This window comes from Sulfitobacter sp. 1A13368, from assembly GCF_043557275.1.
Taxonomy (GTDB): Bacteria; Pseudomonadota; Alphaproteobacteria; order Rhodobacterales; family Rhodobacteraceae; genus Sulfitobacter; species Sulfitobacter faviae.
In genome coordinates this window covers 328,034-351,868 of sequence record NZ_JBIFFR010000004.1, presented here as the reverse complement: position 1 = coordinate 351,868, position 23,835 = coordinate 328,034, and the positions used below count along the sequence as shown (strand labels likewise).

24 protein-coding genes and 1 pseudogene are annotated in these 23,835 nt (G+C 58.1%); 20 read left to right on the top strand and 5 right to left on the bottom strand.

Annotated elements, in window-relative coordinates; genetic code table 11:
* Positions 1 to 74 precede the first annotated feature (74 nt).
* A pseudogene (locus ACGYK4_RS11155) lies at positions 75 to 374 on the bottom strand (transposase); the annotation flags it as partial.
* A gap of 897 nt (positions 375 to 1,271) precedes the next feature.
* On the opposite strand from ACGYK4_RS11155, the gene ACGYK4_RS11150 reads away from it, so the two are divergent.
* The 9 genes from ACGYK4_RS11150 (at position 1,272) to ACGYK4_RS11110 (ending at position 10,739) form a co-directional block, all read left to right on the top strand.
* Positions 1,272 to 1,661 (top strand): hypothetical protein, encoded by a 390-nt coding sequence (locus ACGYK4_RS11150; protein WP_394434537.1) that lies wholly within the window; start codon positions 1,272 to 1,274, stop codon positions 1,659 to 1,661.
* A complete protein-coding gene (locus tag ACGYK4_RS11145) occupies positions 1,658 to 2,281 on the top strand; it encodes a DedA family protein (RefSeq protein ID WP_394456529.1) in 624 nt (207 codons plus the stop codon). Before ACGYK4_RS11150 ends, ACGYK4_RS11145 begins: the two co-directional genes overlap by 4 nt.
* Before the next feature lie 60 nt (positions 2,282 to 2,341).
* Complete coding sequence (locus tag ACGYK4_RS11140) at positions 2,342 to 3,001, top strand: response regulator (RefSeq protein WP_394434535.1); 660 nt, start codon at positions 2,342 to 2,344, stop codon at positions 2,999 to 3,001.
* Entirely contained in the window at positions 2,982 to 4,325 is a 1,344-nt protein-coding gene (locus ACGYK4_RS11135; protein ID WP_394434533.1) for an ATP-binding protein, read from the top strand. The genes ACGYK4_RS11140 and ACGYK4_RS11135 overlap by 20 nt, the downstream gene beginning before the upstream one ends.
* A 171-nt stretch (positions 4,326 to 4,496) precedes the next feature.
* On the top strand, positions 4,497 to 6,785 hold the full coding sequence (locus ACGYK4_RS11130; protein WP_394434531.1) for an ATP-binding cassette domain-containing protein: 2,289 nt from the start codon (positions 4,497 to 4,499) through the stop codon (positions 6,783 to 6,785).
* A 621-nt stretch (positions 6,786 to 7,406) separates the two neighbouring features.
* Positions 7,407 to 7,979: a transposase gene (locus ACGYK4_RS11125; protein ID WP_394456527.1), complete on the top strand. Its 573-nt coding sequence runs from the start codon at positions 7,407 to 7,409 to the stop codon at positions 7,977 to 7,979.
* A 1,045-nt stretch (positions 7,980 to 9,024) separates the two neighbouring features.
* On the top strand, positions 9,025 to 9,702 hold the full coding sequence (locus ACGYK4_RS11120) for a hypothetical protein (RefSeq protein ID WP_394434030.1): 678 nt from the start codon (positions 9,025 to 9,027) through the stop codon (positions 9,700 to 9,702).
* Between the two features lie 126 nt (positions 9,703 to 9,828).
* The gene (locus ACGYK4_RS11115; RefSeq protein WP_394456525.1) at positions 9,829 to 9,990 is read left to right on the top strand and encodes a hypothetical protein; all 162 of its coding nucleotides are present in this window, start codon (positions 9,829 to 9,831) and stop codon (positions 9,988 to 9,990) included.
* Positions 9,991 to 10,043: 53 nt separating this feature from the next.
* Complete coding sequence (locus ACGYK4_RS11110) at positions 10,044 to 10,739, top strand: calcium-binding protein (protein WP_394456522.1); 696 nt, start codon at positions 10,044 to 10,046, stop codon at positions 10,737 to 10,739.
* A gap of 21 nt (positions 10,740 to 10,760) precedes the next feature.
* Here ACGYK4_RS11110 and ACGYK4_RS11105 read toward each other — a convergent pair whose 3' ends face one another.
* Positions 10,761 to 10,985: a hypothetical protein gene (locus ACGYK4_RS11105; protein WP_394456520.1), complete on the bottom strand. Its 225-nt coding sequence runs from the start codon at positions 10,983 to 10,985 to the stop codon at positions 10,761 to 10,763.
* A gap of 269 nt (positions 10,986 to 11,254) precedes the next feature.
* Between ACGYK4_RS11105 and ACGYK4_RS11100 the strand changes: the two genes are divergently transcribed.
* On the top strand, positions 11,255 to 12,109 hold the full coding sequence (locus ACGYK4_RS11100; protein ID WP_394456518.1) for an SDR family oxidoreductase: 855 nt from the start codon (positions 11,255 to 11,257) through the stop codon (positions 12,107 to 12,109).
* A 97-nt stretch (positions 12,110 to 12,206) separates the two neighbouring features.
* On the opposite strand, the gene ACGYK4_RS11095 is transcribed toward ACGYK4_RS11100, so the two are convergent.
* Positions 12,207 to 13,223, bottom strand: coding sequence for a cation transporter (locus ACGYK4_RS11095; RefSeq protein ID WP_394456516.1), 1,017 nt, complete (start codon positions 13,221 to 13,223; stop codon positions 12,207 to 12,209).
* Positions 13,220 to 13,909, bottom strand: coding sequence for a transporter substrate-binding domain-containing protein (locus tag ACGYK4_RS11090; RefSeq protein WP_394456513.1), 690 nt, complete (start codon positions 13,907 to 13,909; stop codon positions 13,220 to 13,222). Before ACGYK4_RS11090 ends, ACGYK4_RS11095 begins: the two co-directional genes overlap by 4 nt.
* A 271-nt stretch (positions 13,910 to 14,180) precedes the next feature.
* Here ACGYK4_RS11090 and ACGYK4_RS11085 point away from each other — a divergent pair, with 271 nt between their 5' ends.
* The 10 genes from ACGYK4_RS11085 to ACGYK4_RS11040 all read left to right on the top strand — a co-directional run bounded on the left by ACGYK4_RS11085 (position 14,181) and on the right by ACGYK4_RS11040 (position 23,100).
* Positions 14,181 to 14,894: an SRPBCC family protein gene (locus tag ACGYK4_RS11085; protein WP_394456511.1), complete on the top strand. Its 714-nt coding sequence runs from the start codon at positions 14,181 to 14,183 to the stop codon at positions 14,892 to 14,894.
* A gap of 10 nt (positions 14,895 to 14,904) precedes the next feature.
* Entirely contained in the window at positions 14,905 to 16,092 is a 1,188-nt protein-coding gene (locus tag ACGYK4_RS11080) for a zinc-dependent alcohol dehydrogenase (protein WP_271689205.1), read from the top strand.
* A 17-nt stretch (positions 16,093 to 16,109) separates the two neighbouring features.
* Positions 16,110 to 16,256: a hypothetical protein gene (locus ACGYK4_RS11075; RefSeq protein ID WP_156505615.1), complete on the top strand. Its 147-nt coding sequence runs from the start codon at positions 16,110 to 16,112 to the stop codon at positions 16,254 to 16,256.
* Between the two features lie 204 nt (positions 16,257 to 16,460).
* Positions 16,461 to 17,105, top strand: a complete 645-nt coding sequence (locus ACGYK4_RS11070; RefSeq protein WP_394456509.1) for a hypothetical protein — start codon at positions 16,461 to 16,463, stop codon at positions 17,103 to 17,105.
* Between the two features lie 38 nt (positions 17,106 to 17,143).
* The gene (locus ACGYK4_RS11065) at positions 17,144 to 18,112 is read left to right on the top strand and encodes a Gfo/Idh/MocA family protein (protein ID WP_394456507.1); all 969 of its coding nucleotides are present in this window, start codon (positions 17,144 to 17,146) and stop codon (positions 18,110 to 18,112) included.
* An 88-nt stretch (positions 18,113 to 18,200) separates the two neighbouring features.
* Positions 18,201 to 19,805 carry a flavin monoamine oxidase family protein gene (locus ACGYK4_RS11060; protein WP_247744537.1) on the top strand — a complete coding sequence of 535 codons (1,605 nt, stop codon included), beginning with the start codon at positions 18,201 to 18,203 and terminating at the stop codon, positions 19,803 to 19,805.
* 3 nt (positions 19,806 to 19,808) lie between these two features.
* On the top strand, positions 19,809 to 20,243 hold the full coding sequence (locus tag ACGYK4_RS11055) for a c-type cytochrome (protein ID WP_394456504.1): 435 nt from the start codon (positions 19,809 to 19,811) through the stop codon (positions 20,241 to 20,243).
* Between the two features lie 3 nt (positions 20,244 to 20,246).
* Complete coding sequence (locus ACGYK4_RS11050) at positions 20,247 to 20,942, top strand: c-type cytochrome (RefSeq protein ID WP_394456502.1); 696 nt, start codon at positions 20,247 to 20,249, stop codon at positions 20,940 to 20,942.
* Between the two features lie 84 nt (positions 20,943 to 21,026).
* Positions 21,027 to 22,448, top strand: a complete 1,422-nt coding sequence (locus ACGYK4_RS11045) for a TrkH family potassium uptake protein (RefSeq protein ID WP_394456500.1) — start codon at positions 21,027 to 21,029, stop codon at positions 22,446 to 22,448.
* A gap of 10 nt (positions 22,449 to 22,458) precedes the next feature.
* Positions 22,459 to 23,100, top strand: coding sequence for a potassium channel family protein (locus ACGYK4_RS11040; protein ID WP_394456498.1), 642 nt, complete (start codon positions 22,459 to 22,461; stop codon positions 23,098 to 23,100).
* Between the two features lie 6 nt (positions 23,101 to 23,106).
* Here ACGYK4_RS11040 and ACGYK4_RS11035 read toward each other — a convergent pair whose 3' ends face one another.
* Positions 23,107 to 23,823 (bottom strand): cytochrome c oxidase assembly protein, encoded by a 717-nt coding sequence (locus ACGYK4_RS11035; RefSeq protein ID WP_394456496.1) that lies wholly within the window; start codon positions 23,821 to 23,823, stop codon positions 23,107 to 23,109.
* Positions 23,824 to 23,835 lie beyond the last annotated feature (12 nt).

The following is a 23,835-nucleotide window of genomic DNA, read 5'->3' as shown; positions in this document are numbered from 1 at the left end:
AAACCACGACGCATAACTGAGGGTGGGTCAAATCTCGGTGAAAATACCGGGTCAGTTCTCAGTGACAATCAACAATGAGCCTTCAGGTAGGTAGCATCGATCATCACGGTATTCTTTTCGCTGTGCTCGGCAGCCAGTCCCACCATCATCTGTGCGAAAATGCCTTTGTCGCTCCAACGCTTCTAACGGTTATAGAGCGTCTTGTGGGGGCCATACTCCTTAGGCGCATCTCGCCATCGCAAACCATTGCGATTGAGGAAAATAATCCCGCTTAAAACCCGCCGATCATCGACACGTGGTTTGCCATGGGATTTCGGAAAGTAGGGCTCCAGCCGCGCCATCTGCGCATCGTTCAGCCAGAAAAGATCAGACATATCACCGCTCCGTTTTCGGACGGTGAATCATGCGGCTCCACGATAATCAATGGGTCCTGGGCCTAGCAAATGATTCCAGCGGCATCTGCTGCTGGACATTTTTGGCAGGCTTCTGAGCGTTTCCTTGGATTGTGCCGCTGCTTTGACCACGTATCGTGTCGAACACGGAAGGCATCATGACCGATTGAAAGGTTCCAAGCGGAAGCTGTTCGCGTAGCATCGGCAAACGGGCAGGATCAGCCGCGCATCGTTGGCCAGATATCTAATAGCCGCGCCCCTTTAGAAGAGGGCCGTGGCAGCTTCTTGCGTGGAGCCACTCGTCCCCATGCATCTGCTAGGCTGTTTTCGCCAAATCCACCCCGACCCTGATAGTGTCCGACTTGACCGCCTTCCAGCGTGGACCGCTGTCGACTCACCTTAGCAAGCTGCTCTTGTCGGGGCGGTTACTTCATCAAAGCCGCAGGGACCGCAAGCCGTTCAGTATGTCGTCCGTTGGCGGGCTAAGGAAGAGCGGCGGATCAACTCCATGATCAGATGTCCTGCAAAATCTGATTCAGCTTAGATTCAGCTAGGTCGCCTATGACCTCAGAAGTTCAATTTGTGAGGCAGCACGATGATGAAATCTTCTTCGATCGACAGTGATGGTCGGGCCAAGGCTCGGATGAGTCCCCGCCCACTAACTCCCCTAGCATTTCTCGTAGTCATGTTTCCGATGGCGGTATTGGCAATCTCTACGTCAAGAATAATTTAAGAGCCTTCCTGCGATGATCCTTCGGTGACGACCTGCCTGGCCAGGCCAATGGCGAAGCCAGACCTTCTTTCGGAAATCAACCACCAATACAGCGCCAACACGGCACCAAATTAGCCTGTATGGGTATGGCACGATGTAACTTACCGATGATCGCCAAAATTAGAACCGAGGCAGAAGGTGTGTCCAAGCTACGTGGGTTTATTCAATTTGTTTGGAATTGGCAAAGAGCCGCACGCGCCATCGTTTTGGTCGCTCTTTTTGCTTTCAGTTTCTTTAGAAAGTTGATGTTCTTTTCCGATCCGGGAAGTCTGAACCAACCTGTTGAACCTTGGAAGACGATACGCCTCGTTGCTCAGTTCTGGGAAGGTCCGAAGACGAACATGATCGAAGCATCTGGGTGCCCCGACGATACTCCGATTGATGAACTGCCCCGAAGGATGACCGAATACTTGGACCGGCGAGTGCTGACAATTGCTAAGCTTCAGCCCCTAATCGAACAAACGCAAGAGGGACTGGGAAGATGGATGTGGCAATGACTGATGTATTTCCTGCGCTCATCCAAACCTACGGCCCTTGGATCATATTCTTGCCAGTTACCCTCTCCTGCCTGGCAGTTCCTATTCCCTCTTCGCTGATGGTTATGACTGCAGGGGGGGGCGCCGCAGCCGGCGACTTCCAATTCCTAGAGCTCATCGCGTTTGCCTTCGTTGGTTTCGCCGTGGGTGATCAAATTCTGTATTGGGCATCACGTGGATTTGGGACGCCATTGATTGCAAAACTGATGCGCAGACAAAGGACTGGCCAAGTCATAAAGCGGGCGCAGACACTGATCGATCGACAGGGGCTGTTTGCAATCTTCCTTACCCTCACGGCGCTTAGCCCCCTTGGCCCCTATGTCGGATGTCTTTCCGGCGCGCTAAAGCAGTCTTGGGCGGAGTTCACGCTGTCTGCGCTGGCCGGAGGGGTCGTTTGGACGATATGCTACGCAACATTGGGTTTCGCATTTGCGGGGCAGATATCGCAAATTTCATCTCTGGTCACCGGATTAGTTGGAATAATTGTTGCTGGAGCCGTGGCTGTTGTCGGCGCTATCGTGTTGTGCAATGGCCACGGTCGACGTGCGAAGCAAAGCAAAGCTGGCCGGGATCGGGTCTAGTAGCGAATGAAAACCTTAGCCCCTGAAAGTACTCAAAGATCCTACAAAAAAGAGAAGACCATGCGTGTCCTTTTGGTTGAAGACGACGATTTGATCGGTGATGCAATACACGCCTCGATGAGCAGCAGCGGCTATCGTGCCGATTGGGTCAAAGATGGCCTGGAAGCAGAAGACGCGCTTGCCACAGCTGAATTTGACCTTGTCATTTTGGATCTTGGGTTACCGGGGCAAGACGGGATCAGTGTTTTGCGCTGGCTGCGAAAGAACCACAGGTCTGAACCCGTTATTATCCTGACCGCCCGCGGCGCGGTGAAGCATAGGATAGAGGGACTTGACCTTGGCGCGGACGACTACATGGTCAAACCCTTCGATATGGAGGAGCTCCGAGCAAGGGTTCGCGCGCGGATTCGCAGATCGCACGGCAGATCTGAACCGGAGTTGACCCACGGCGAGCTTTGCGTGGATCCCGCCTCCCGTACTGTTCGGTATAATGGCGAACCGGTCGAACTGTCATCGCAAGCTTACCAGGTGTTGGTTGCACTGCTGGAGCGCAAAGGCCGGGTGATCTCAAAGGATGAACTGGCAGAAACACTCTACGGATGGGACGAAGGACCGGAAAGCAATATCATCGAAGTCTATGTGTCTCAGATCAGGAAGCGCATTGATCCTGGGTTGATCCGCACCATTCGGGGAATTGGCTATGTCGTCGATGCGGAATAGAATCTGGGGCCGATCCATCCGCCAGCGCATCCAGTGGTTGTTGGTCCCGTTGCTGGCGGTCGCGCTTGTTGTGGCGTCTGCGACCTTGTTCATATCTGCCAGGATCAAGGTCTCGAACCTGTTGCAGGAACAGACCGACATTCTGGCCATTGCCACGACGACCCTGGCAGGCGACCAGATCGAAACGCGTGCCGAAGAAATGATCCGCGAAAGCGTCGAAGCCTATGAAGGCAAATTTGTCATTCGCGTTCGCGATGCAGCAGGTGCGATCACCTTCAATTCAAAACCGGACCTGCCGCCGTTTTCCCACGAGGAAATCGACGCGGATATGGTGATCAGTGATGGCGGTATATGGTTGGTTCGGCGCTACGATTTGAGTTCCGGGGGGGAACTGGTCATAGGTCGCCCGCGCGAGGAATCGGATAAAATCGTCTGGCAGGTGGTGCTTTCGGCGCTAGTGCCGCTGCTATTAGTGTTTGCCGCTTCGGTCGCTGCCATTCTTTATGCAGTGCGCATCGGGTTGATGCCTTTATCTGATCTGTCCAATGAGCTGGAGCACCGAACGGCTGATCGGCTGGATATTGTGGATACAACCGGGCGCGGCGAAGAACTGTCCCCCATCATTGTGTCGCTCAATGGGCTGTTTGACCGGATCAGAGAAGCGATGGGCCGTGAGCGCGAGTTCATTGATGATGCGGCCCATGAAATCCGTACGCCTCTGGCCGCAATCAAAGCGCAGATACAGGTGATCGACCGGACTACTTTGAACGAGGACGCGCAGAAACGTTTTGACAACATTCTGTTGGGGGTGGATCGGGCTGCCGCAATGGCCGACAGCCTGCTGGATCAGGCAAGAGCGGACCAAAGCCAGGCGCTGAAAACAAAGATCAAAGTTGCACCTGTCCTGCGCAAATCTATCGCAGAACTTTTGCTCGTTGCCGAAAGTAAAGGCATTGAAATCGAATTGACGAACGTGGACGGGTCTGTGTTTCACTGTGCGCAAGAGGATCTGCGTATTATCATGGACAATATCCTCTCCAATGCCGTCAAATACTGCCCGGACGGAGCGCAGATTCAAGTCAGTCTGAATTCCGGCAGAATTTCGGTAGAAGACAGCGGCCCTGGCATCCCCGCAGACATGCGCGACAAAGTCTTTGAACGCTTCGCCCGTTTGGATGGCAATACTGTTCAAGGGGCAGGGCTCGGGTTGTCTGTCGTCCGTTCCCTAGCAGACGCGAACAACTTGAAGGTAGCAGCGATAGATGCGGTCGCTACGCAAGGCGCGCGTTTTGAGATCTGGCAGCCTCAGAACAGCGCGGTGTGAAAACCGAGGAAACTAAATTTTTTGCACTTGGCTCCTTCATTCAGCCAGGATTCAGGTTGGCACCGCAAATCAGTTTCACAACAGAACAAAACTCCAGTGCCGCCCCTCAAAGGTCGGGCATCAGAAGCTCTTGTTCGGATGAAAGAAACGTCAACCTGGAAGGCAACGAAAGTGCTGGTATTAGAAAACATAATAAAAAACTACGAATCTGGAGAAGGTTACTTCAGAGCATTAAACGGAGTTTATCTGAAGTTCTCCAGAGGCGAGTTCGTTTCTGTAGTGGGGCCTTCGGGCTGCGGTAAAACAACCGCGTTGAACATTATTGGGGGGCTGGATCAATACACCAGTGGTGATCTGATCATCGACGGTAAATCCACCAAGAATTTTGCCTCCAGTGATTGGGATGCCTACCGCTGCAACTCGGTTGGTTTTGTGTTTCAGAACTACAACCTGATTACGCATCTGTCCGTTCAAGACAATGTTGAACTGGCACTGGTTCTGAGCGGATCGAGCAAAAACGAACGCGTCCAGAAAGCGAGCGAAGCTTTGAAGCGTGTCGGGCTGGCGGATCACGCCGACAAAAAGCCGAACTTGCTATCAGGGGGGCAGCAACAGCGTGTTGCGATTGCGCGCGCCATCGTCAACGACCCCGATGTGATCCTGGCGGACGAGCCAACCGGGGCCCTCGACAGTAAAACCGCTGTCGAGATCATGAAGCTGATCAAGGAAATCGCCAGCGACAAGCTGGTCATCATGGTCACCCATAGCCGTGAACTTGCAGAGGCGTATTCCAGCCGGATCGTTGAGATGCTCGATGGGCAAATCTCAAACGATACTGTCCTTCGTAAAAAAACGGATCAGGCAAGTCAGACAACTTCCGGCATGAATATCGGCGGATCGGCGATGGACTACGCGACAGCGCTAAAGCTGTCGTTCAAAAATATCATGACAAAATGGAAGCGCACACTGGCGGTCGCCGCGGCGGGCAGTATCGGAATCTTTGGTATCGCGCTGGTCCTGTCGATTCAAAACGGGGTCAGTGAAGAGCTCGATCACATGCAGAGCGCCATGTATGCCAGCATGCCAGCTATCAGTATCAATGATGGGGATGTGATTGCCGCGACTGACGGTCCGGGCGGAAGAAGGTCGGCGCGGAAGAAGCGAAGCTCAGACAATGTTGTGGTGCCCTTTGATCCTGCCAGTCGGCGAGTGATCCATCAAAACACGCTGACCGAAGAATATATAGCCTATGTGCAAGATCTGGACCCCAGCCTTTATACTGATTTTGTTATCAGCTCGGATCTGGAGATGAATATTCTCACTCAAAATAACGGCAAGCTGGCTGTCTCCACCTCCGATGAGGCAGAGTTTATGGAACTGTTCGATGAGGCACAGATGCTGACGCTGGGCCGCATGGTTCATGGCGATTTTCCACAAGACTATACAGAGGTACTTTTGGTTATTGATGATGACGGAAAGGTCAATGAAACCGCGCTATCCATCATGGGACTGGATGCTTCCGCATCAGAGATTGACTTTGGCGATATCACCGGCAGCAAGTTTGTGATTGCCTACAATGATGACTTCTATACCGGCAGCGCGGCCGATGGTTTTGCCGTCACCAACGATTTGTCGGCGGCCTATGATAGCGGCCTCTCGGTGAAAGTGTCAGGTATCATGCAGTTGAACGATCCGGATAACGCTCTCTCAGGGCTCACCCATTCCTTCCCCGAAGGGATCGGATATCTACGTACGCTTGCGGATCATGTCCACCAGAATGCCAAAAACAGTGCAATTGTCGCTGCACAACGTGCCGTTGATTATAGTGTGTTGGATGGGTTCCCGCTGACTTCAAACGACAAGCGAGAGCTTATTCGCAAACTGGGTGGATCGAATATTCCAGGGTCAATCAGCATCTTTGCCGCGGATTCCGCTTCCAGCGCTGTCATCAAAGACCACCTGAATGCCTGGCCGGAAACCTCGGAAAATGCCGCCGAGATCGTCTACACCGACAAGGCGGCGGCTGTTTCGACCAAGATCAACACCATGATGGGCGGCATCGCCATGGTTCTAGGTGGGTTTGCAGCTATTTCCCTGCTCGTCTCATCTGCCATGATCAGCATCATCACGTATATCTCAACGATGGAGCGGACCAAAGAGATCGGCATCCTGCGCTCGCTTGGAGCACGCAAGGTGGACATCGCGCGCGTCATCAATGCCGAGACAACACTGATCGGCTTGACTTCCGGTGTCATCGGTGTGGCGTTTGCCTATGTGATCTCGATCATCGTGAACCTTGTGGCGGGGGCGCAGTTTGGCATGAGCAGCATCGCCAGCCTGTCGCCATTACATGCAGTCTTGCTGATCGTCCTCAGTGTGATTGTGACGGTGATAGCCGGGCTCTTCCCCTCGCGCATTGCCGCCAACAAAGACCCGGTCAAAGCCTTGCAGACCGACTAATCCGAAATCAACGCTTGCAGCAGGTGAAAGTGTCATCTGCTGCAAGCAGCGCTGCGCCTTTTGGTTTGCAATGTGCGGTGACACTCACATCAACCGCGACCCTCAAAGTCAGGCACGCCGCAAGGCGGCTCAAACCAAATTGAGTTACCCTGTTCGAAATACAATTCGTCCAGGGGCAATGTGCCATAGTTGATGATGATTTGATCGTAGTTTTGTTCGCTTCGAGCGATTGGTGTAATCGGGGCCAATGGTTGCCTTCAGCTTATTGTCGTTATGAGAAACGTCGAGCAGTCAGCACGCCACTGGGAAGGTCACGTTTTTGTCCTAAAGTGAGCGCATATACGGCACCAAGTTCATCGATCCAGTCGAATGCGGCCCGAAACTCACTATAGAAAAGTTCAAATAGAGCAAGGCGACCTCCAAGAGGATCGCCGTGTCGCTGAGTAAGTCGCCCTCCGGAGAAGAACTCGACTTTTGATTCAATTCTCCTTCGGAACGGCAGGCATATCCCGTGGCCGCAATCGAATGCAAACCCTTGAGTCGCAGAGCTATTTGAGTGTAGCAGGGCTGGAACGAAGCATAGTCTGCGCCAAAAATACCATAGAGACGAGGGCATACCCGATGTTGCGGATTAAAGCTGAAGATTTTGACCTGCAGCATTGGATGAGGCTAAACGCACATTTTCCGAAGGGAAAGGTGGCAGAATATTTCAAGACCGAGGAGGAATGTGAACAGCATCTGTTCCATACGATCTGGAAGCTTGGATATCTATGCCCAAGATGCGATTATGAGGGCGATATCTGGGTTCAGAAGACGCGTCGGATGTATCAATGTCCAAATTGCCGGCACCAATACACGGGCAGGTCAGTCACGGATTTATATCGAAAACGCGCATCTTTGCTTGGTTGTTTCAAAGGAGCAGAGTGGATCATTGCAAGCATGGCGGGGGGCAAGTTTAGTACCCAAACCATAGCAAATTTCTCCAAGATTGTTGGTCTTAGCTATCGTCCCGCCAGAAAGCTACGCCTTGAAATGTTCGAGGAGCTGCAAAAGCCTATGGGTGGCTTTTGGGGAACTCTGCTTTGCGATGATGTAATCGATGAATACGCCTACGAAGGGGACCGCTACACCGAGCTCCTAGAGTATTACGAAATTGATGATCCGGAAGACGGTCTGTCGAAATTTAGAAAATGAGTGCTGCCGACCCTTTTTCTTCGTAGTCACGCTTCTTCTGGCCCTGCTTCGCGGGTCTCTAAATTTCCCGCGAGTGGACCATCAGCCTGCAAACGATGCTATCCGAGAACTGCTTTCGTTTCCTTCGGCAGCCTTCATGCGCTGAGGCACAAACTTTGACCTGACTCAAGTGCATAACAGAGCGCAATCAAACCTGAGCTAAGTGCATAAGGTAAGCTTGTGAAAGACTTTACGCGGTGAATAGGCGTCTCTAGCTTTGATGAAACAAGCCGGGTCACGAAGAAATAGGCGGCAACATCTAAAGGAGACCAACAATGGTATTGGATAAATGCGACAAACCCTTCCTTGAGGTTTTGCCCCATACCGCGCGCGAAGTGGTCTGATGGTCATTCTTTGGCTGTGAAGCCCGAATCACGATCTTAACGGTAGCCCTTGAAGGGGGAGGCATTTTCACGTTCGGCCCCATGACCGCATGAAAAATTATTTTCCGACTATTTGAGTCAGATTTCTTTTCGCAGGCTTTGACATGCAGATTTTCATGCAAAGTGTTCGGTCATGTCGTGTGGGAAATTTGGTAGAAAACTAAACCGTCGGTTCAGACATATGCGAAAAACGCAACTGCGGCCCTTCTCTAAGTCGCTGATTTAAATGAGAAAAAATGTTCTCAGGGAGGAACTTTAGCTATCGTTGAGACAGATCAACAATGAGTGGCATCAAACGAAAGGAACCAAGATGACCTAGCCGAAAATGAAAATCGCGATCTACGCCAACAGACCGCGACCTTTTTCAAAAGACCGAAGTCTCTCATACTTAGACTGAACGATATCACCCCCACGTGGTCGTTTCAAGGGCATCGGTTTTTCAATGCATGACAGATTCCACCCAACCCATCTTCGGATGGAAAAGGGAAAGGCTTGTCTTCCACCGTTTCTCAATGGGCATTTGGAGCCTGTGATGAAGCGGGTGGGGCAGCCTTTGGGATCAGCCGCTTTCCGCGATCTCCGGGCAGCGTTTCCATCCCCATGTTAGAAAGAAAGAGACGATTATGTCCTATCACTTCCGATCCAGCGGTATCCGCCTTCCCGACTTCAGCCGTGGCAACCGCAAGACGCAAATTGGTTCCACCAAGCACTTTACCGGTGGCCTCATCCTCGGCGACCGCGAAGGCGTGCGCTTTGGTACGGAAAGCCATCTTGAGAAAAACGCAGATTTGTTGCTGGCCTACCGTGCAACGACCCTCGATCTTATCGAGCAGGTGCGGTTCGCTTGGTACGATGAGGACGGCGAATACTTCGACCACTACATCAATGTCGTACAATGGCGCAACGACGGCAAGGTAGTTGGGTATGCCGTTCGTCCCATGGGACGGGTTAGCGATGCTTATCTTCGTAAGCTGGCGCGCATCAAGGAACAGGCGATCGCTCAATGTTTCCGGGACGACTTCCGCCTGTTTTCGGAGAAGGACGTATGCCCCGTTGAGTTGCACAATGCGACGCTGTTTCATTCGGTGCGCCGTTCCGATGACTTCGCGGACCCCGTAGCCCAAGATGTTTGCAAGAATGTATGCGGCATCACAACCGTCGGGGCCCTTGTAGACAAAACGGGCCTTGAAGGAATGGGATTTCGCGCCGTCGTTCGTCTGGTCCGTTCCGGCCACCTCCAGATGTTGCGGAACGAAAAGATCGAACGCAGCACTGAAATTATCCGGACGCGTGTAGTCTGATTTTCTTCAGAAGATCAGCCAGACCCAACAGTCTGCCGTGGCTGATCTTCACCCCTCTTCATCACAACCCGCCGAGGCAACTTTTGTCTGGGCCCGACCTCTCTATGCCTCACGAAAGGACACAGAATGACCCGTAAATCCTATGTTGCTCTCTATGATTTTGAGCCGAACGGAAATCAGACACCTGAGTTCGCAAGCGCTTATTATTGCGCGCGCTATTCCTTGGAGCGCGTTGAGATCGACGCCTGGTTCGACCGTATTTCAGAGTTTCTGACGTCAGCGCTCTGAAACTCCAAGACCTCAACAACTCCATTGGCCTACCCCCGCAGGTCGAGCTGCGGTTGAAACCTTTCGAAGTGATCGAGATCACCTTCGACGTCGGGCCGACAGCGGACGGGGAAAAGATCGACGGCAGCGGCGCGGCGGACGATCTGACCGGCACGGATCGAAACGACACGATTGGCGGCTTTGGTCAGGACGACACGCTGCACGGCGGGGATGGCGACGACGTGATCAATGGCCATGGCGGTGACGACAGTCTCACTGGCGGGCGCGGTGACGACGACCTGCGCGGCGCACCGGGGGAGGACACGCTCCACGGCTGGGGCGGAGACGACAATCTGCGCGGCTTCGACGATGATGACCTATTGGTCGGCCAGCAGGGGGATGATCATCTGCTGGGCAACCGGGGCGACGATCAGCTTTCCGGCAGAGAGGGGCAAGACCAGCTAAACGGCGGCATCGGGCATGACACGGTCGTCGGCGGGGCGGGGGCAGACACCGTCACGGGATGGACCGGCGACGACGTTTTCGGCTTTTCCGAGGGCGAGCTGGCACAGGGCGATGCCATCACCGACTTCACCCCCGGCGTCGACGTGATCCAGCTCTCGCTCTCCGGCATCAGGGGCCTCGATGATCTTGAGATCACGGCGCAAGACGGCGGTGTTGCGGTCGGCCTTGGCGCACATGGGGTGATCTTCTTGCAAGGCGACCTGACGGAAAGCGCGGTGGCTCAGGATCGGAACCTCGTATTCTAACCGGCCACGCGCAGCCCGCTATCAATAGGTCGCGGGCGGATCGCTGGCGGGGAAGGATTCGTCGACCGTCTCGTCCACAATATTCCATTTGCGGGGTGGGTCGATCATCTCGCGCGGGCCCGCGACGCGGACGTGGTCTTGCGCCCGGTCGTATGCCACCGCCCTTTTGGCACGGGACTGGCGGTTCATCAGATAGGCGAGGCTCGCGGCACCAGCGCCGAAGATCAGCAATGCGCTCATTCGCATGGGGTATACTCCTTTTCAACGTTACCTGAAAAACCATGGGGCTGATGCTTGGTTCCTTGCCCCGCCGGTGATTGGCGGGGGCTTGCCACCGCTGGAAGGGGCGACGCGGAAAGGCGACCGGCCCCTGCGCGCAACACCTGTGATGCGCGAAATTCGTCTCATCCCGCTGCCGCGCTGAAACCAAACCGGCAAAGCGATCATTGCCCCTTTGTAACCCTAGTTTTTTGAACGCCCCGCCCGCGTGGGGCCACAACAGATAGGAATGCACCATGACAGGTCAGAATTTTGATGCCCTCGACAGCCCGCAGAGCCAGCCCGGGCGGGAGCATAAGATGGACCCCGCGCCCGATTACACCCCGCGCTACCCCGGTTCCGACCGGCTCAAGGGTAAGGTGGCGCTGATCACCGGGGGCGACAGCGGGATCGGCCGCGCCACCGCGCTGCTCTATGCGCGCGAGGGGGCGGATGTCGCCATCGTCTACCGCAACGAAAGCCGCGACGCGGAAGAGACCAAGCGATTGGTCGAGGCCGAGGGCCGTCGGGCGCTGTTTCTGGAAGGCGATGTCGGTGAGAAAGCCTTTTGCAAAGATGCCGTTAGCCGCACGATGGAGAGCTTTGGCAAGATTGACATTCTCGTCAATGATGCGGGCGAACAGCACGCGCAGGAAAGCCTCGAAGACATTGAAGAAGCGCAGATCGAACGCACGTTCCGCACCAATATCATCGGCATGATCCTGATGACACAGGCAACGCTGCCGCATCTGGAAAAGGGCGCGCGGATCATCTGTGTCACCTCGATCACCGCCTATAAGGGTCAGGACCTACTGCTTGACTATGCATCGACCAAAGGGGCGATCCTGTCCTTCCTGCGGGCCATGGCGAGCAAGCTGGCGCCCAAGGGGATTTTGGTCAACGGCGTGGCCCCGGGGCCGATCTGGACGCCGCTGATCCCGGCTTCCTTCCCGGCGGATAAGGTTGAGGAATTTGGCGAAAACACCCCCCTTGGCCGCCCCGGTCAGCCGAATGAGGTGGCCCCGTCGCTGCTGTTCCTCGCCTGCGAGGACTCGTCTTATATGAGCGGGCAGGTGCTGCATCCGAACGGCGGCACGTTGGTCGGCGGATAAGCCAGATGAATGTTGCCCCGCGTGAATGGCGCGGGGCAAACGCAATCCGAGGGCGTGTCTGTAGGTCAGTTTTAAATTGGACGCGATCCGCCCCCGGTCACCCCACCGGACGCCGCCGGGCGCCGGACCGCAGCGGCAAAGTGCCATCATCCGCCCCTTCAATCGTGACCGACTCCGCAATCTCGGTCCGTGGCATGATCGAGATGTCGTGAATGCGCCAATGCAGGTCGAGCAGTTCGGCCTCCGCCGCCTCGATCCTCTCGGGCGTGCTGCCGTTTTCATGCGCCACGACGTAGATCGTGCCGGTCAAAAAGCGCCCTTCTTCGCGCAGGCGCAGGCGGCTTTCGCAGACCCATGGCAGCGCGTTGAAAGTATTCTGCACCTCTTCGATCAGCGGGTCGAACTCCTTATCTTCAATCGTGCGCGGCATCTCATCGCTGAGGTCCCGGATCGCCGCGCCGGTGTGTTTGAAACCGTCGTGCAGCACGTCCAAGGCGATCACGATGGCCGCGACCGCATCGGCCCACCACCAGCCCATCCCGATCCCAAGGATGCCCACGATCCCGGCAAGCCCTGTCATCCAATCTGCCTTGTTCATCATGGCATCGGCATAGAGCGTCTTGTCATGGAGCATCTTGGCGGGCTTCATTTTCAGGTGGCCGAAAATGACCGGCATCACGACGCTATAGGCCAGCGCCGCGATCATCACCCAGCCGAACCAAATGGTGGTGCCGAAAAGCTCGACACTGCCGATGGTGGGGTGCTCCTGTTTGATGAGCGCGATGGAAGAGTCGACGATAAGAAAAATCCCGACCCCGCCGAGCGACACGGCGCTGATTAGGTAAGCGATTGATGTAACACGGATATAGCCCAGTGGGAAACGGCGGTTGGGCTTCCACCCTTCGATCCACGAGCCAACCAAAAATGCAATGGGCGGCACGAAGCTGAGCAGGTCTTCGATCCAAGCGGTTTTCATCGCTTGGCTGCTGCCCACTGCAAAATAGATCGCCGCCACGATCGACCCCAAGACCGCGATCCAAATGACCTCAAGCCAGCGCGCGCGGTGCAGCGCCTTCTTCTGCGCCTCGGGCATGGTGCGGATGGAGCGGGTCATGGAGCAGATGCGCGCAAACGCGCCCCGATGGTTCCGGCCTCATCTCGAAGAAAGCCTTCGATCTCCATCAGCCAAGCGTTCTCGCCCTGCTGCACGGCAACGACATGCTGCGCCCGCTGTAGCGTGGTTTCGGTGGCGGTAAGGCCTTTCATATCAAGTTGCCAATGGGGGACGGCGGCGAGGTTGAGACCTTCCGCCCATTGATCCACCGGAATGCCGCCTTCCTTTTCAACCAGCGCGGCAAGGGGCAGGTGGGGCGGTACGAAAACGCGTTGGCCTTCGATGTCATGGGGCAGGGCGTCTGGCCCCCGGCTGCCGATGACGAAGGACTCCTCGAAATAGGCGTAACTCGGCGCGGCACCTTTTACCGGGGTCACGTCCTTGCGGGTGAAACCCCCGATGGCAAGGTCGATGTCACCCTTCTCCAACCCCTCCAACGCTGCGAAGACGCCGAGGTGTTTCCACTCGATGGCCACCCCCAAGGTTTCGGCGAAGGCGCGGGTCAGGTCGGCTTCGACCCCCTGCGGCGGCTGGCCGTCTGCCAGCACGACCCATGGCGGGTTTTCCGATACCGCCACGGTCATTTTCTGGTCGGAGAGAACGGTTTCGAGGGTGCCTTCCACATCCCGAGGGAACCGCAGGTCGTCGCAAGCGGCGAGCAGGCTTAGGGCAGCGACAGGGACCAAAACTCTTAAACCAATTGGATTGTCCACGCCTTTGGCACGATGTGGCGTAGTTTCTCGGGGCGTCATTACATTATTCCTTTGGGCCGGATCGCGGGGGATCAACGGGCGGTTTCCCGAAAGGTTCCTGTTACTGGCAGCGCAACCCTGCACGAGATCGGTTGATTTCCGCCGGAGCCGCGCTTCGCAGCCACTTCTTCGGAACACCTGCCGCGATCCTCGCGTTCCAGTTGAAACACTCGGTCTGCCATATTCAGCAACAGGAGGTTTCTTGATGACATCTTATCCTTACGACCAACGCAGCGCCACTGAGAGCGCGCGGGACGCGCTGACAGAGCGGCAAAGCTCGACAGAGCGGCAAAGCTCGCTGTTCTGGGGGCTTGGCGTCGGCGCGCTTGCCGGGGCGTCTGCCTATGCGCTCTACGCCGCGCGGCGGGATCGTGACGGGCTGAGCCATCGGCCAGCAGATTCCGCGCCCGGGCGCAGTGCGAAACAGGCGCGTTTCGGGGATTATGCCGTTGTCGGACGCACGGTGACGATCGATCGCCCGCGTGACGAGCTCTACCGCCACTGGCGCGACTTCACAAAGCTCTCAGAGTTCATGGAGAACGTGAAGGCGGTCGAGTCAATCGACGCCGCGAGGGGTCAGTTCCGTTGGATGATCGCAGGCCCGGCGGGGACAGACCTGCGGGTCGAGACCGAGGTGGTCAGTGACAAACCGGGGGAAGAGATCGCGTGGCGCGCCCTCGACAGTTCGCAGATCGATACCGAGGGCAAAGTCTCGTTCCGCGACGCGCCGGGCGACCGGGGCACCGAGGTGGAGGCGATCGTCGCCTATAACCCGCCCGCTGGGGAGTTGGGGCGCTGGATCGCCAAGCTGTTTCAGGCCGAACCCGCGCTTCAGGGGCGGCGGGATTTGAAGCGGTTCAAAATGCTGATGGAGACCGGCGAAATCGCCACCTCCGCCAATCGCAAATCGGACAAGTGAGGAGAGAGACATGCGCGCATTGACATGGCAAGGCAAGCACGACGTGCGGGTCGATACGGTCCCGGACCCGGAAATCGTCAACCCCCGCGACGCCATTATCGAGGTCACCTCGACCGCGATTTGTGGCTCTGACCTGCACCTTTATGATGGCGTGATCCCCGGCGTCATGGCGGGCGATATTCTGGGCCATGAGTTCATGGGCCGGGTGGTCGAGACCGGCCCCAAGAGCACCCTTAAGAAAGACCAGCGGGTGGTGGTGCCTTTCACCATTTCCTGCGGCTCCTGCTTTCACTGTAAAAAGACCCAGTATTCGGCCTGCGACAACTCCAACCCGGCGGACAAACAGGATTTGACTGAAAAGCAATTCGGCCACGCGGTCGGCGGGTTGTTTGGCTATTCTCATCTGACCGGCGGCTATCCCGGCGGACAGGCAGAATATGTGCGGGTGCCCTTCTCTGACGTGGGCCCGATAGTCATTCCCGAAGGGTTCGACGATGACGATGTGCTATTCCTGTCGGATATTCTCCCGACCGGCTGGATGGCCGCCGAAAACGCCGACATCGAAGAGGGCGACACCGTCGCCGTTTGGGGCTGCGGCCCGGTGGGGCTTTTCGCCGTGCAAAGCGCGCTCAAGATGGGGGCCGCGCAGGTCATCGCGATCGACCACTACCCGAACCGGCTGAACCTCGCGCGGCAGATGGGGGCCAAGGTGATCGACTACACCCAGACCCATGTGCTGGAGGCGCTGATGGAGATGTCGGGCGGTCACGGCCCCGATGCGGTGATTGATGCGGTCGGCATGGAAAGCCATGGTTTCGCGCCCGATACGATGATGGACAACGTCAAACAGGCGGTCGGCGTCGGTGCTGACGGAGGCCATGTGCTGCGCGAAGCGATCATGGCTTGCCGCAAGGGCGGTCGCGTCTCGGTCCCCGGTGTCTATGGCGGCTTCCTCGACAAGTTCCCCTTGGGCGCGATGATGGAGAAAGGTCTGCAAATCCGCACCGGCCAGACCCATGTGCAGCGCTACACCAAGGAGCTGTTGCACCGCATCGCCGAGGGCGAGATCGACACCCGTTTCATGATCAGCCACCGCCTGCCGCTGGAGCAGGCTGCCAAGGGCTATCACAACTTCCGCTTCGATCAGAACGACTGGACCAAAGTGGTCCTCAAACCCGGCATGCAGGCCGCTGCATAGCAAAAAAGGAGAGTGACATGCCAAACGAGCCAGATCACGCCAAAGAGAAACGCCCGCCCCATCGTGAGCGCCACAATGCGCAGGACGACCACGAGGGCGCGGCGCACCGCCCCGAGGAGTTCGACCCAAAGAACCCGCAAAAGGTGGTGAAGCAAGAGAAGTGAACGGCAAAGCAGCGCGAGAAAATCGCGCTGCTTTTTCGTATCGCCCGGGCATTTTCCGGGCGCCATCTCACGCACGCAGAAGGGGCAGATTAGACCCCGCGAATATTAACCGATTTCATAGAAAGGCAGAAAAGGATGCCACAGTTTCACAAAACCCTATCGCTCATATGCCTTCTGGCCCCCGCTGGGGCCTTGGCGCAAACGGTGGATCAGACAACCACCACAGCCCCAAAGATGGAGCGGAACACCTCCGCCTCGGATTGGAGCCTAGAGGTGGGCGTCACGCCGAAATTCTTTTACCGTCTCAACGATGGCCCCGGTGCCGCCGAAAGCGCGGAGATCGAGGCTTTTGCGGAGGTCGCCTATGGCCCGGCCTATTTCCACGCCCTCGTTCTATCGCTGGACGACCCAAGGGATGACGCGCAATTCGAACTGAAGCTGGGCCACCGTGGCGATCTCACGGAGAAACTGGCCTATGACGCCTATTACACCCGCTTTCTGCGCGATGAGACGGGCGATGTGCGCGGCGAGTTGCATGGCAAATTCGACTATAGCGTGAGCGAAGAGTGGCGAGCCACCGTCGATCTGGGGGTCGAGCCGGAGCGGGGCGATTGGGTCTATAAGCTCGAAGGCGGCTATACGTTCAACGACCGCGTTGATGCCTATGCCTTTGTCGAGCGGGACGATATTCTGGATTATACGGGCTATGAGGTCGGGGTGAACTACGATCTCGACGAGGGCAACGCGCCGCTTGATGCGTCATTGCTCAGCTACGTGAACCACACCGAAGGCGGCGACACTGTTTTCGCGGTTCAGATCACGCTGTCACGTTTTCTGTTGGGCGATTGATGCGGGGGGAAACAGTATTGATGCGGGGGGAAACAGTTATGGCGACTGACAAGAATTTGGTTCTGCTCGGCGGGGCGCATGTGCATCTGTCCGACCATCTGGCGCATATCGCACAGCGCGGCTGGCGCGTCTCGCATGTTTTCGACCGGGATGAGGCGCGCCGAGAAGCGCTTTGTGGCCAGCTCAAGGCCAGCCGGGTCGCGCTGACTGACCCTGCCCGATTGGATGTGCGCGGCGCGATTGTGTGCAGCGAAACGGTGTTTCATGAGGAGGACATCACCGCCGCCCTGAACGCCGGTCTGCCGGTCTTTGTCGAAAAGCCGATGGCGGGCAGCGCCGAAGCGGCGCGCCGCTGCGCTGACTTGGCCTGCGAAAAGGGTTTGGTCTTGGCGACGGGGTATTTCCTGCGCAGGTCCGCAGCGCTCAACCACCTGTACGAGAGTATCGCGCGGGGCGAGTTGGGCAGGGTGCTAGAGGCCCGCGGACGCTTTTCCCATGACGGCGGCTATGCCGATTGGCTCGACCTCGATTGCTGGATGACCGACCCGGCGCGCGCCTGCTATGGCGGGTTCGTGGATGAGGCGGTGCATGTCATCGACCTTCTGCAATGGCTTGTCGGCCCCATCGCCTCGGGCCATGCGGTCACGGGCAACGCGCTTGGCTGGCCGGTGGATGACCACGGCGCGGCCCTGATCGAATTCGCGACCCCGCCCGTCACCGGCGTGGTTGAGGCGGGCTGGACGGATAGCGAAATGCGCCTTGAGTTGGACATCGTGGGCGAGGCCGGTTGGGCGCGCCTGCGGGCGGGTGTGCTGGACTTCGGTCTTAGAGGGCAACAGAAACCGGTCGAGAGCATAGAGCTTCCCCCGCTTGATGCGGGCGAGGGGGTGGAGCCGTTTTTGGACACTTTGGAAGGCAAGGATGCGACCGGCCTCGTGCCGCCGCAGGACGCCGCGCAGGTCAATGTCATGCTTGATGCCATGAAACTCAATCGCGGCGGATCGTGATTTTTCCGACCTTCTTGGAACAATGACCAACGGCGGGCGTTCTTTCGTTAATTGGTCAAAAAATTTACCTGAAATAGGAGCGGTCTTTATGTCCCACCCCTCCAACGTCCGGCCCCCCTCACGGCGCGATCTTTTGAAAATGATCGGTCTGGCCGCTGGTTCCTCCACCATGTTGCACGCCATGTCCTCACTTGGGCATGCCCGGCAAAGCCCTTACAAAGGCCCCATCGAACTTTCCGGCGCGCCTCAGGGGCGCAAGGTTGTTGTGCTTGGGGCGGGTCTTGCGGGCATGTGCGCCGCGCTGGAGCTGCGCAACGCGGGCTATGAAGTCAGCATTCTAGAGTATCAGAAACGCGCCGGGGGCCGTTGTTGGACCCTCAAGGGCGGCGATGAATTCGAAGAATTGGGCGGCTATAAGCAAAAGGTCGAATTCTCCAAAGGGCAATATATCAACATCGGCCCTTGGCGCATTCCGCATCACCATCTAGCGCTCTTGGACTATTGTCACCGCTTGAACGTGCCGCTGGAAGTTTTCGTTCAGGAAAACCAGAACGCCTATCTCCATTCGCAAACGGCATTCGACGGAAAGCCCATTCGCTATGGTCATGCTTGGGCGGATTACGTGGGCCAGATCACGGAGTTGCTGGCCAAATCGGTGGACAAAGGGCGGCTTGATAGCGCGCTGACCAAAGAGGACACTGAGATCCTTTTGGAATCCCTGAAATCCTTTGGCATCCTGAACAATGATTACAGCTATGAGGCCAGTCTCGATACCGCTGAATACCGCGGCTATCCTGAGAATGGCGCGCCGGGCGGGGGGCTTTACAACGCCGCGCCTGAACCTTCTGAGCCGATTGCCTTGGAAGACCTGCTGAAATCCCGCTTTTGGGAGAAGATGCGCAACCACACGACCTACCGCCACCATGCGCCGATGTTCCAGCCCGTGGGCGGCATGGAGGAGATCGCCCATGCCTTTGCCCGGGAGGTGGAGGATACGATCACCTATAACGCCAAGGTTGACCGGATCCGGCAGACCGAAAGCGGGGTCGAGGTGGAGTATTCCAGCGCCGATGGCGAAGGCAGCGGCGGGGTTGAAACGGCGGATTACTGTATCTGCACCATCCCCTTTACCGTGCTCAGCCAGCTTGATGTCGATGTCTCTGCCGACATGCGCCGCGTCATGCGGGCGCTGCATTACCATGAGGCGGTGAAAGCGGGGCTGGAGATGAAGCGCCGCTTTTGGGAACGGGATGAGCAAATTTACGGCGGCATCACCCTGACCGACCTGCCGATTGCCGAGATCAGCTATCCCTCGGCTGAGATGCATTCCGATGGTCCGGGCGTGCTACTGGGCTGCTATGCCTATGGGCCACATGCCTATGCCTTCAATTCGATGTCGCCCGAAGAGCGGCTTGAAACCGTGCTGGAACAAGGCGCGCGAATCCACCCGCAGTACCGGGATGAATTCAGCAGCGGTGTGGTGCTGAGCTGGCACCGGGTGCCGTGGATGCTGGGCTGTTATTCCGATTGGGATGACCGGGGTCGCGATTATGAGATCGCCGCGACCATGGACAACCGTTTCGTCTGCGCGGGGGAGCATATCAGCTATCTGCCGGGCTGGCAGGAAGGCTCTCTGCTCTCCGCTCTGGATGCGGTGCGACAGGTCCATGACCGCGCGGTGAAGGAGGGTTGAACCATGCGTTATCTGATCTTTCCCCTGCTCATGGCGCTCGCCACGCCGGGCCTTGCGCAGGAGGACAATTCTCAGGTCGATGTCGGCCGGCGTGATCTGGGCTCGACCACCGAGAAATTCACCGATAGCGAGGGGGCCGATCTTTACCGCCGCGCCTGTTCGGGCTGTCACGGGCCAGAGGGCGAGGGGGCATATGGGGCCGGGAAATACCCCGCTTTGGCCGCCAACCCGCGGCTGGGGCACAAGCGCTATCCGGTCAACCTGATCCTTGAAGGCAATGGCGCCATGCCGGCCTTTGCCGATTGGCTGGACGATGAACAGGTCGCCGCCATCGTGTCCTACATCCAAACCAACTTGGGCAATGACTACGAAGGCGATGTCACCGCCGAAGAGGTCAAGCGTATGCGCGCCGAGTTCGCCGATCTGGAAGAGGGGTAGACCATGCGACTCTCAATTCTTGTTCCCTTTGCCACCTTCATCGCCTGTGCCGCTGCGGCGCAATCTCCGCCACCGCTCTTTGACGATGCCGATGATGGCGGCGTGGAACGTGCCCCGGATACCGCTTTGGGCCGCACCGTCGCCTCGGGTGGCGCGCAGCAGGGCGGCGTCGGCATGAAATGCATGGCCTGCCACGGGCTGGATGACGCAGGCGCAGGCTTGGGCGAAATGCCCGGTCTGGCCGGGCTGCCCGCCGAGTATATCGAAGCGCAGCTTCAGGCCTTCATGGCGGGTGAACGGTTTTCCCCGATCATGGTGCCCATCGCCACGCAGTTGACCGAAGAAGAGCGTTTGGCCGTGGCGGATTACTACGCCTCCGTCGCGCCGAAACTGTCCAAGTTCGATCACGGTGCCCCGACCGATGTGGTGCAACAGGGCGGCGCGCTTGCGGCTTCTGGCAGTGACAGCGTGCCAGCCTGCAACCAATGTCACGGTGGCAGCGACACAAGCGGCGCGGCGATCCCGCGTTTGGCGGGGCAATCGGCGCAGTATATCGCCGATCAACTGGTGGCTTGGCAGAACGGCGACCGGGCGAATGGGCCGCTTAACGTCATGGAAGACATCGCCAAATCGCTTAGCGATGAGGAAATCCGCGCGGTTGCCCTATACTACCAGCAGACGCCGCCTGATGCGGAATAAAGCTACACCACAACGGATACAGATGGCCCCAAGCTGATGGCAATTCGCCCGGCCTCTTTCTTCCGGTCGGGATCCTCGACCGTGATGACCGTCGCGCGGCCGCGTGTGATTGCGCTGACCCTCGGCAAACACGCGCCGATTTTTGGCGCGCTGTGCCTGCCACCCGGCGCTTGGGCATTGGCCGAGGGGGATTTGCTGCTGGCGCTGGTCCTGCTCGCGCCTGTTGTCTTCTCGGGCGTGGTGCATGTCGCGGTGCGGTCGCGCCCGCTGCCCGATGATCTGCGCGGGATGGAAGCGATGATGACCGTGGCTTTGGTCTTTCTCATTGCCGCGCTGTTGACCACACCCGCTTTCGTCACCCTTGGTATGCCCCCCATAGATGCGTTTTTCGAGGCGGTGAGCGGCATCACCACCACCGGCCTTACGGTCGCGCAGGAGGCGGAAAGCTGGCCCTTCGCGGGGCACGTCCTGCGCGGCTGGATGCAATGGTGCGGCGGTCTGGTGATCGCTACGGCGGTGCTTGCCTTGCTGCTGCCGCGGGGGCGACCTGCGCGGCGTCTGGGGCGGGTCGATATCCAGCAGGGGGATCGCATTTCCTCAACCCGAGAGCAGGCGCGGCAGCTTCTGACCGTCTATAGCGCGCTGACCTTGGTCATGGTGCTGCTGACCATGCTGGTGATCCCCGATTGGCGCGAGGCTCTGGTGCTGACCCTCGCCGCCATCTCGACCGCAGGATTTTCGCCGCGCGCCGACAGTCTGGCGAGCTATTCTCCGCTGGGGCAGGGCATGGTTATCCTGTCCTGCGTCTTGGGCGCGATATCGCTGCTGGTCTTTGTCTTTGTCGGCCAAGGGCGGCACCGTGAGGCTTGGAAGCTCGGCTCGGTCCAGCGCGTGCTCGTGGCGATTGCACTGGCCTTGGTCATTTACCTTGCTGCGGTGCTGACCACCTCCCAAGATCGTGAGCTTACGCTCTACGCCCATGCGCTGAACCTGATTTCGGGGCTGACGACGGCGGGGTTTTCCACCGGGCCGGTCTATGATGCCGGTCCGGCCTTGCTGATCCTGTTGCTGGCGATGCTCTGGGGCGGAGATGCCGGATCGACGGCGGGGGGGCTTAAGCTCAGCCGTCTGCATGTCTGTATCGGCGCAGTGGTCCATGCGGTGCAGCATGTGCGGCTCACCGAACATGCCATCGCCCCCCTGCGCCACAGTGGCCAGCCCGTCTCGACCGAAGCGGTCGTGTCGCTTTTGGCGCTGGTGCTCATCTATTTCAGCTTTGCGGGGCTCTTGTGGTTTCACTTCGTGGCCCATGGCTACCCCCCGTTGCCCGCTTTGTTCGACACGATTTCAGCGCTTTCGACTGTGGGCCTCTCGACCGGGGCGGTGGGGGCGGACATGCCCGGCGATCTGAAGCTGTCCGTCGCCTTCGCCATGTGGCTGGGCCGGTTGGAATTCATCGCGGTGCTGGCGCTTTTGCTGCCACGCAGTTGGACTCGTCCAAGTTAGGAGATTACCCATGCGTATCGTCATCATCGGCGCGTCGAGCTTTGGCCTCGCCATTGCGGAGGAGTTGATCGAAACCGACCGCGAAGTCGTGTTGATCGACAAGTCGCGCGAGTTCTTGGAGCAGGCGGCAGAGCGGATCGACTGCGGAATGATAGAGGGTGATGGCAGCAACCCAGACGTGCTGCGCGAAGCTTTTCGCGACGAAGACGACGTGTGCATCGCCGTCACCAACGCCTCCGAGATTAACATCCTCGCGGCGCTCATTGGCCGCTCTATCGGCTATGGGCGTGTGATCCCGCAGATCACCTCGAATGCGCTGCTGCGGGTCTGTTGCGAATTGGGTTTAGACGATGTGATCAACCCCCATGCCAAGGTCGCCGAAGACATCGTGGATATGCTGACCGGCGATGACGACGCGATGAAAGAGCCGCTGCTACAGGACGATCTGCTGCTGACCCGTGTCACCGTGCCCGAGCGTTTGGCCGGGGAGCGGTTGGACCTGCCGGGCCAAGGCCGCCTTGTCGCGCTGATCCGGGATGGGGAAGAGCAGTTGCCGGGGCGGGATGTCACCCTGCAAGAGGGCGACGTTCTGATCGTGGTGCTGCCGCGCGACAGGCAGGAAGACCTGACCAAAGCCTTCGCGGCAGGCTAACCCCGCTCAGCCCGCGCTTTGGGCCAGTGTATCTTGCCGCAACAGTTGCCGCACCTGTAACGCCACCAGCACCATGAACAGGCCGCCGCCCGCGACCCACATCAACGCGCCCGCCAGTTGCTGATCGGCCAAGGCGGAAAGCCCATAGGGCAGGGCGGTCAGCTCGTGCCAGCCATGCCACGCCGTGGGGGCGAGGGTGAGGGTCACCGCAAAAGCCGTCAACTGTGCTGCGGTAAAGACCGCAGGCACCGCCGCCTGCGCCCCGGCACCGCGAAACCCCATGAAGAGCGCAATCGCGCAGCCCGTCAGCGACAGATGCATCGCCCAATAGACAAGGTCGGACTGCAGGGTCGCCGCATAGGGCGTCGGGCTGTGCCACCCCCAAAACAGCAGGGCGAAGACCAAGGCGAGGGGCCAGAGCGGCAGCCGTACTTTCGGCAGCGCCGCCGCGATCATCGGTGCGGCAATCAGCGTGAGCAGAATATGCTGCCCCACCCGGGCCGAGAACAGCGCCATCGAGGCCGCGCAGAGCGGGGAGATGAACAAGAAGGCCACCAGCGCCGCACCGCTCAGCGCTTGGCCCCGCCGCTCGGCCCGCATACAGAGCAGGGCCGCAAATGCCACCAGCCCGACCAGCAGAAAGGGGTCGAGGGTCCAGCGGGTCAAAAGCTCTCCGGGGAGGGGCGGTGTGCCGCAGAATGGGGTATAGGCGTCCTGTTGCATGAGGGGTCTCCT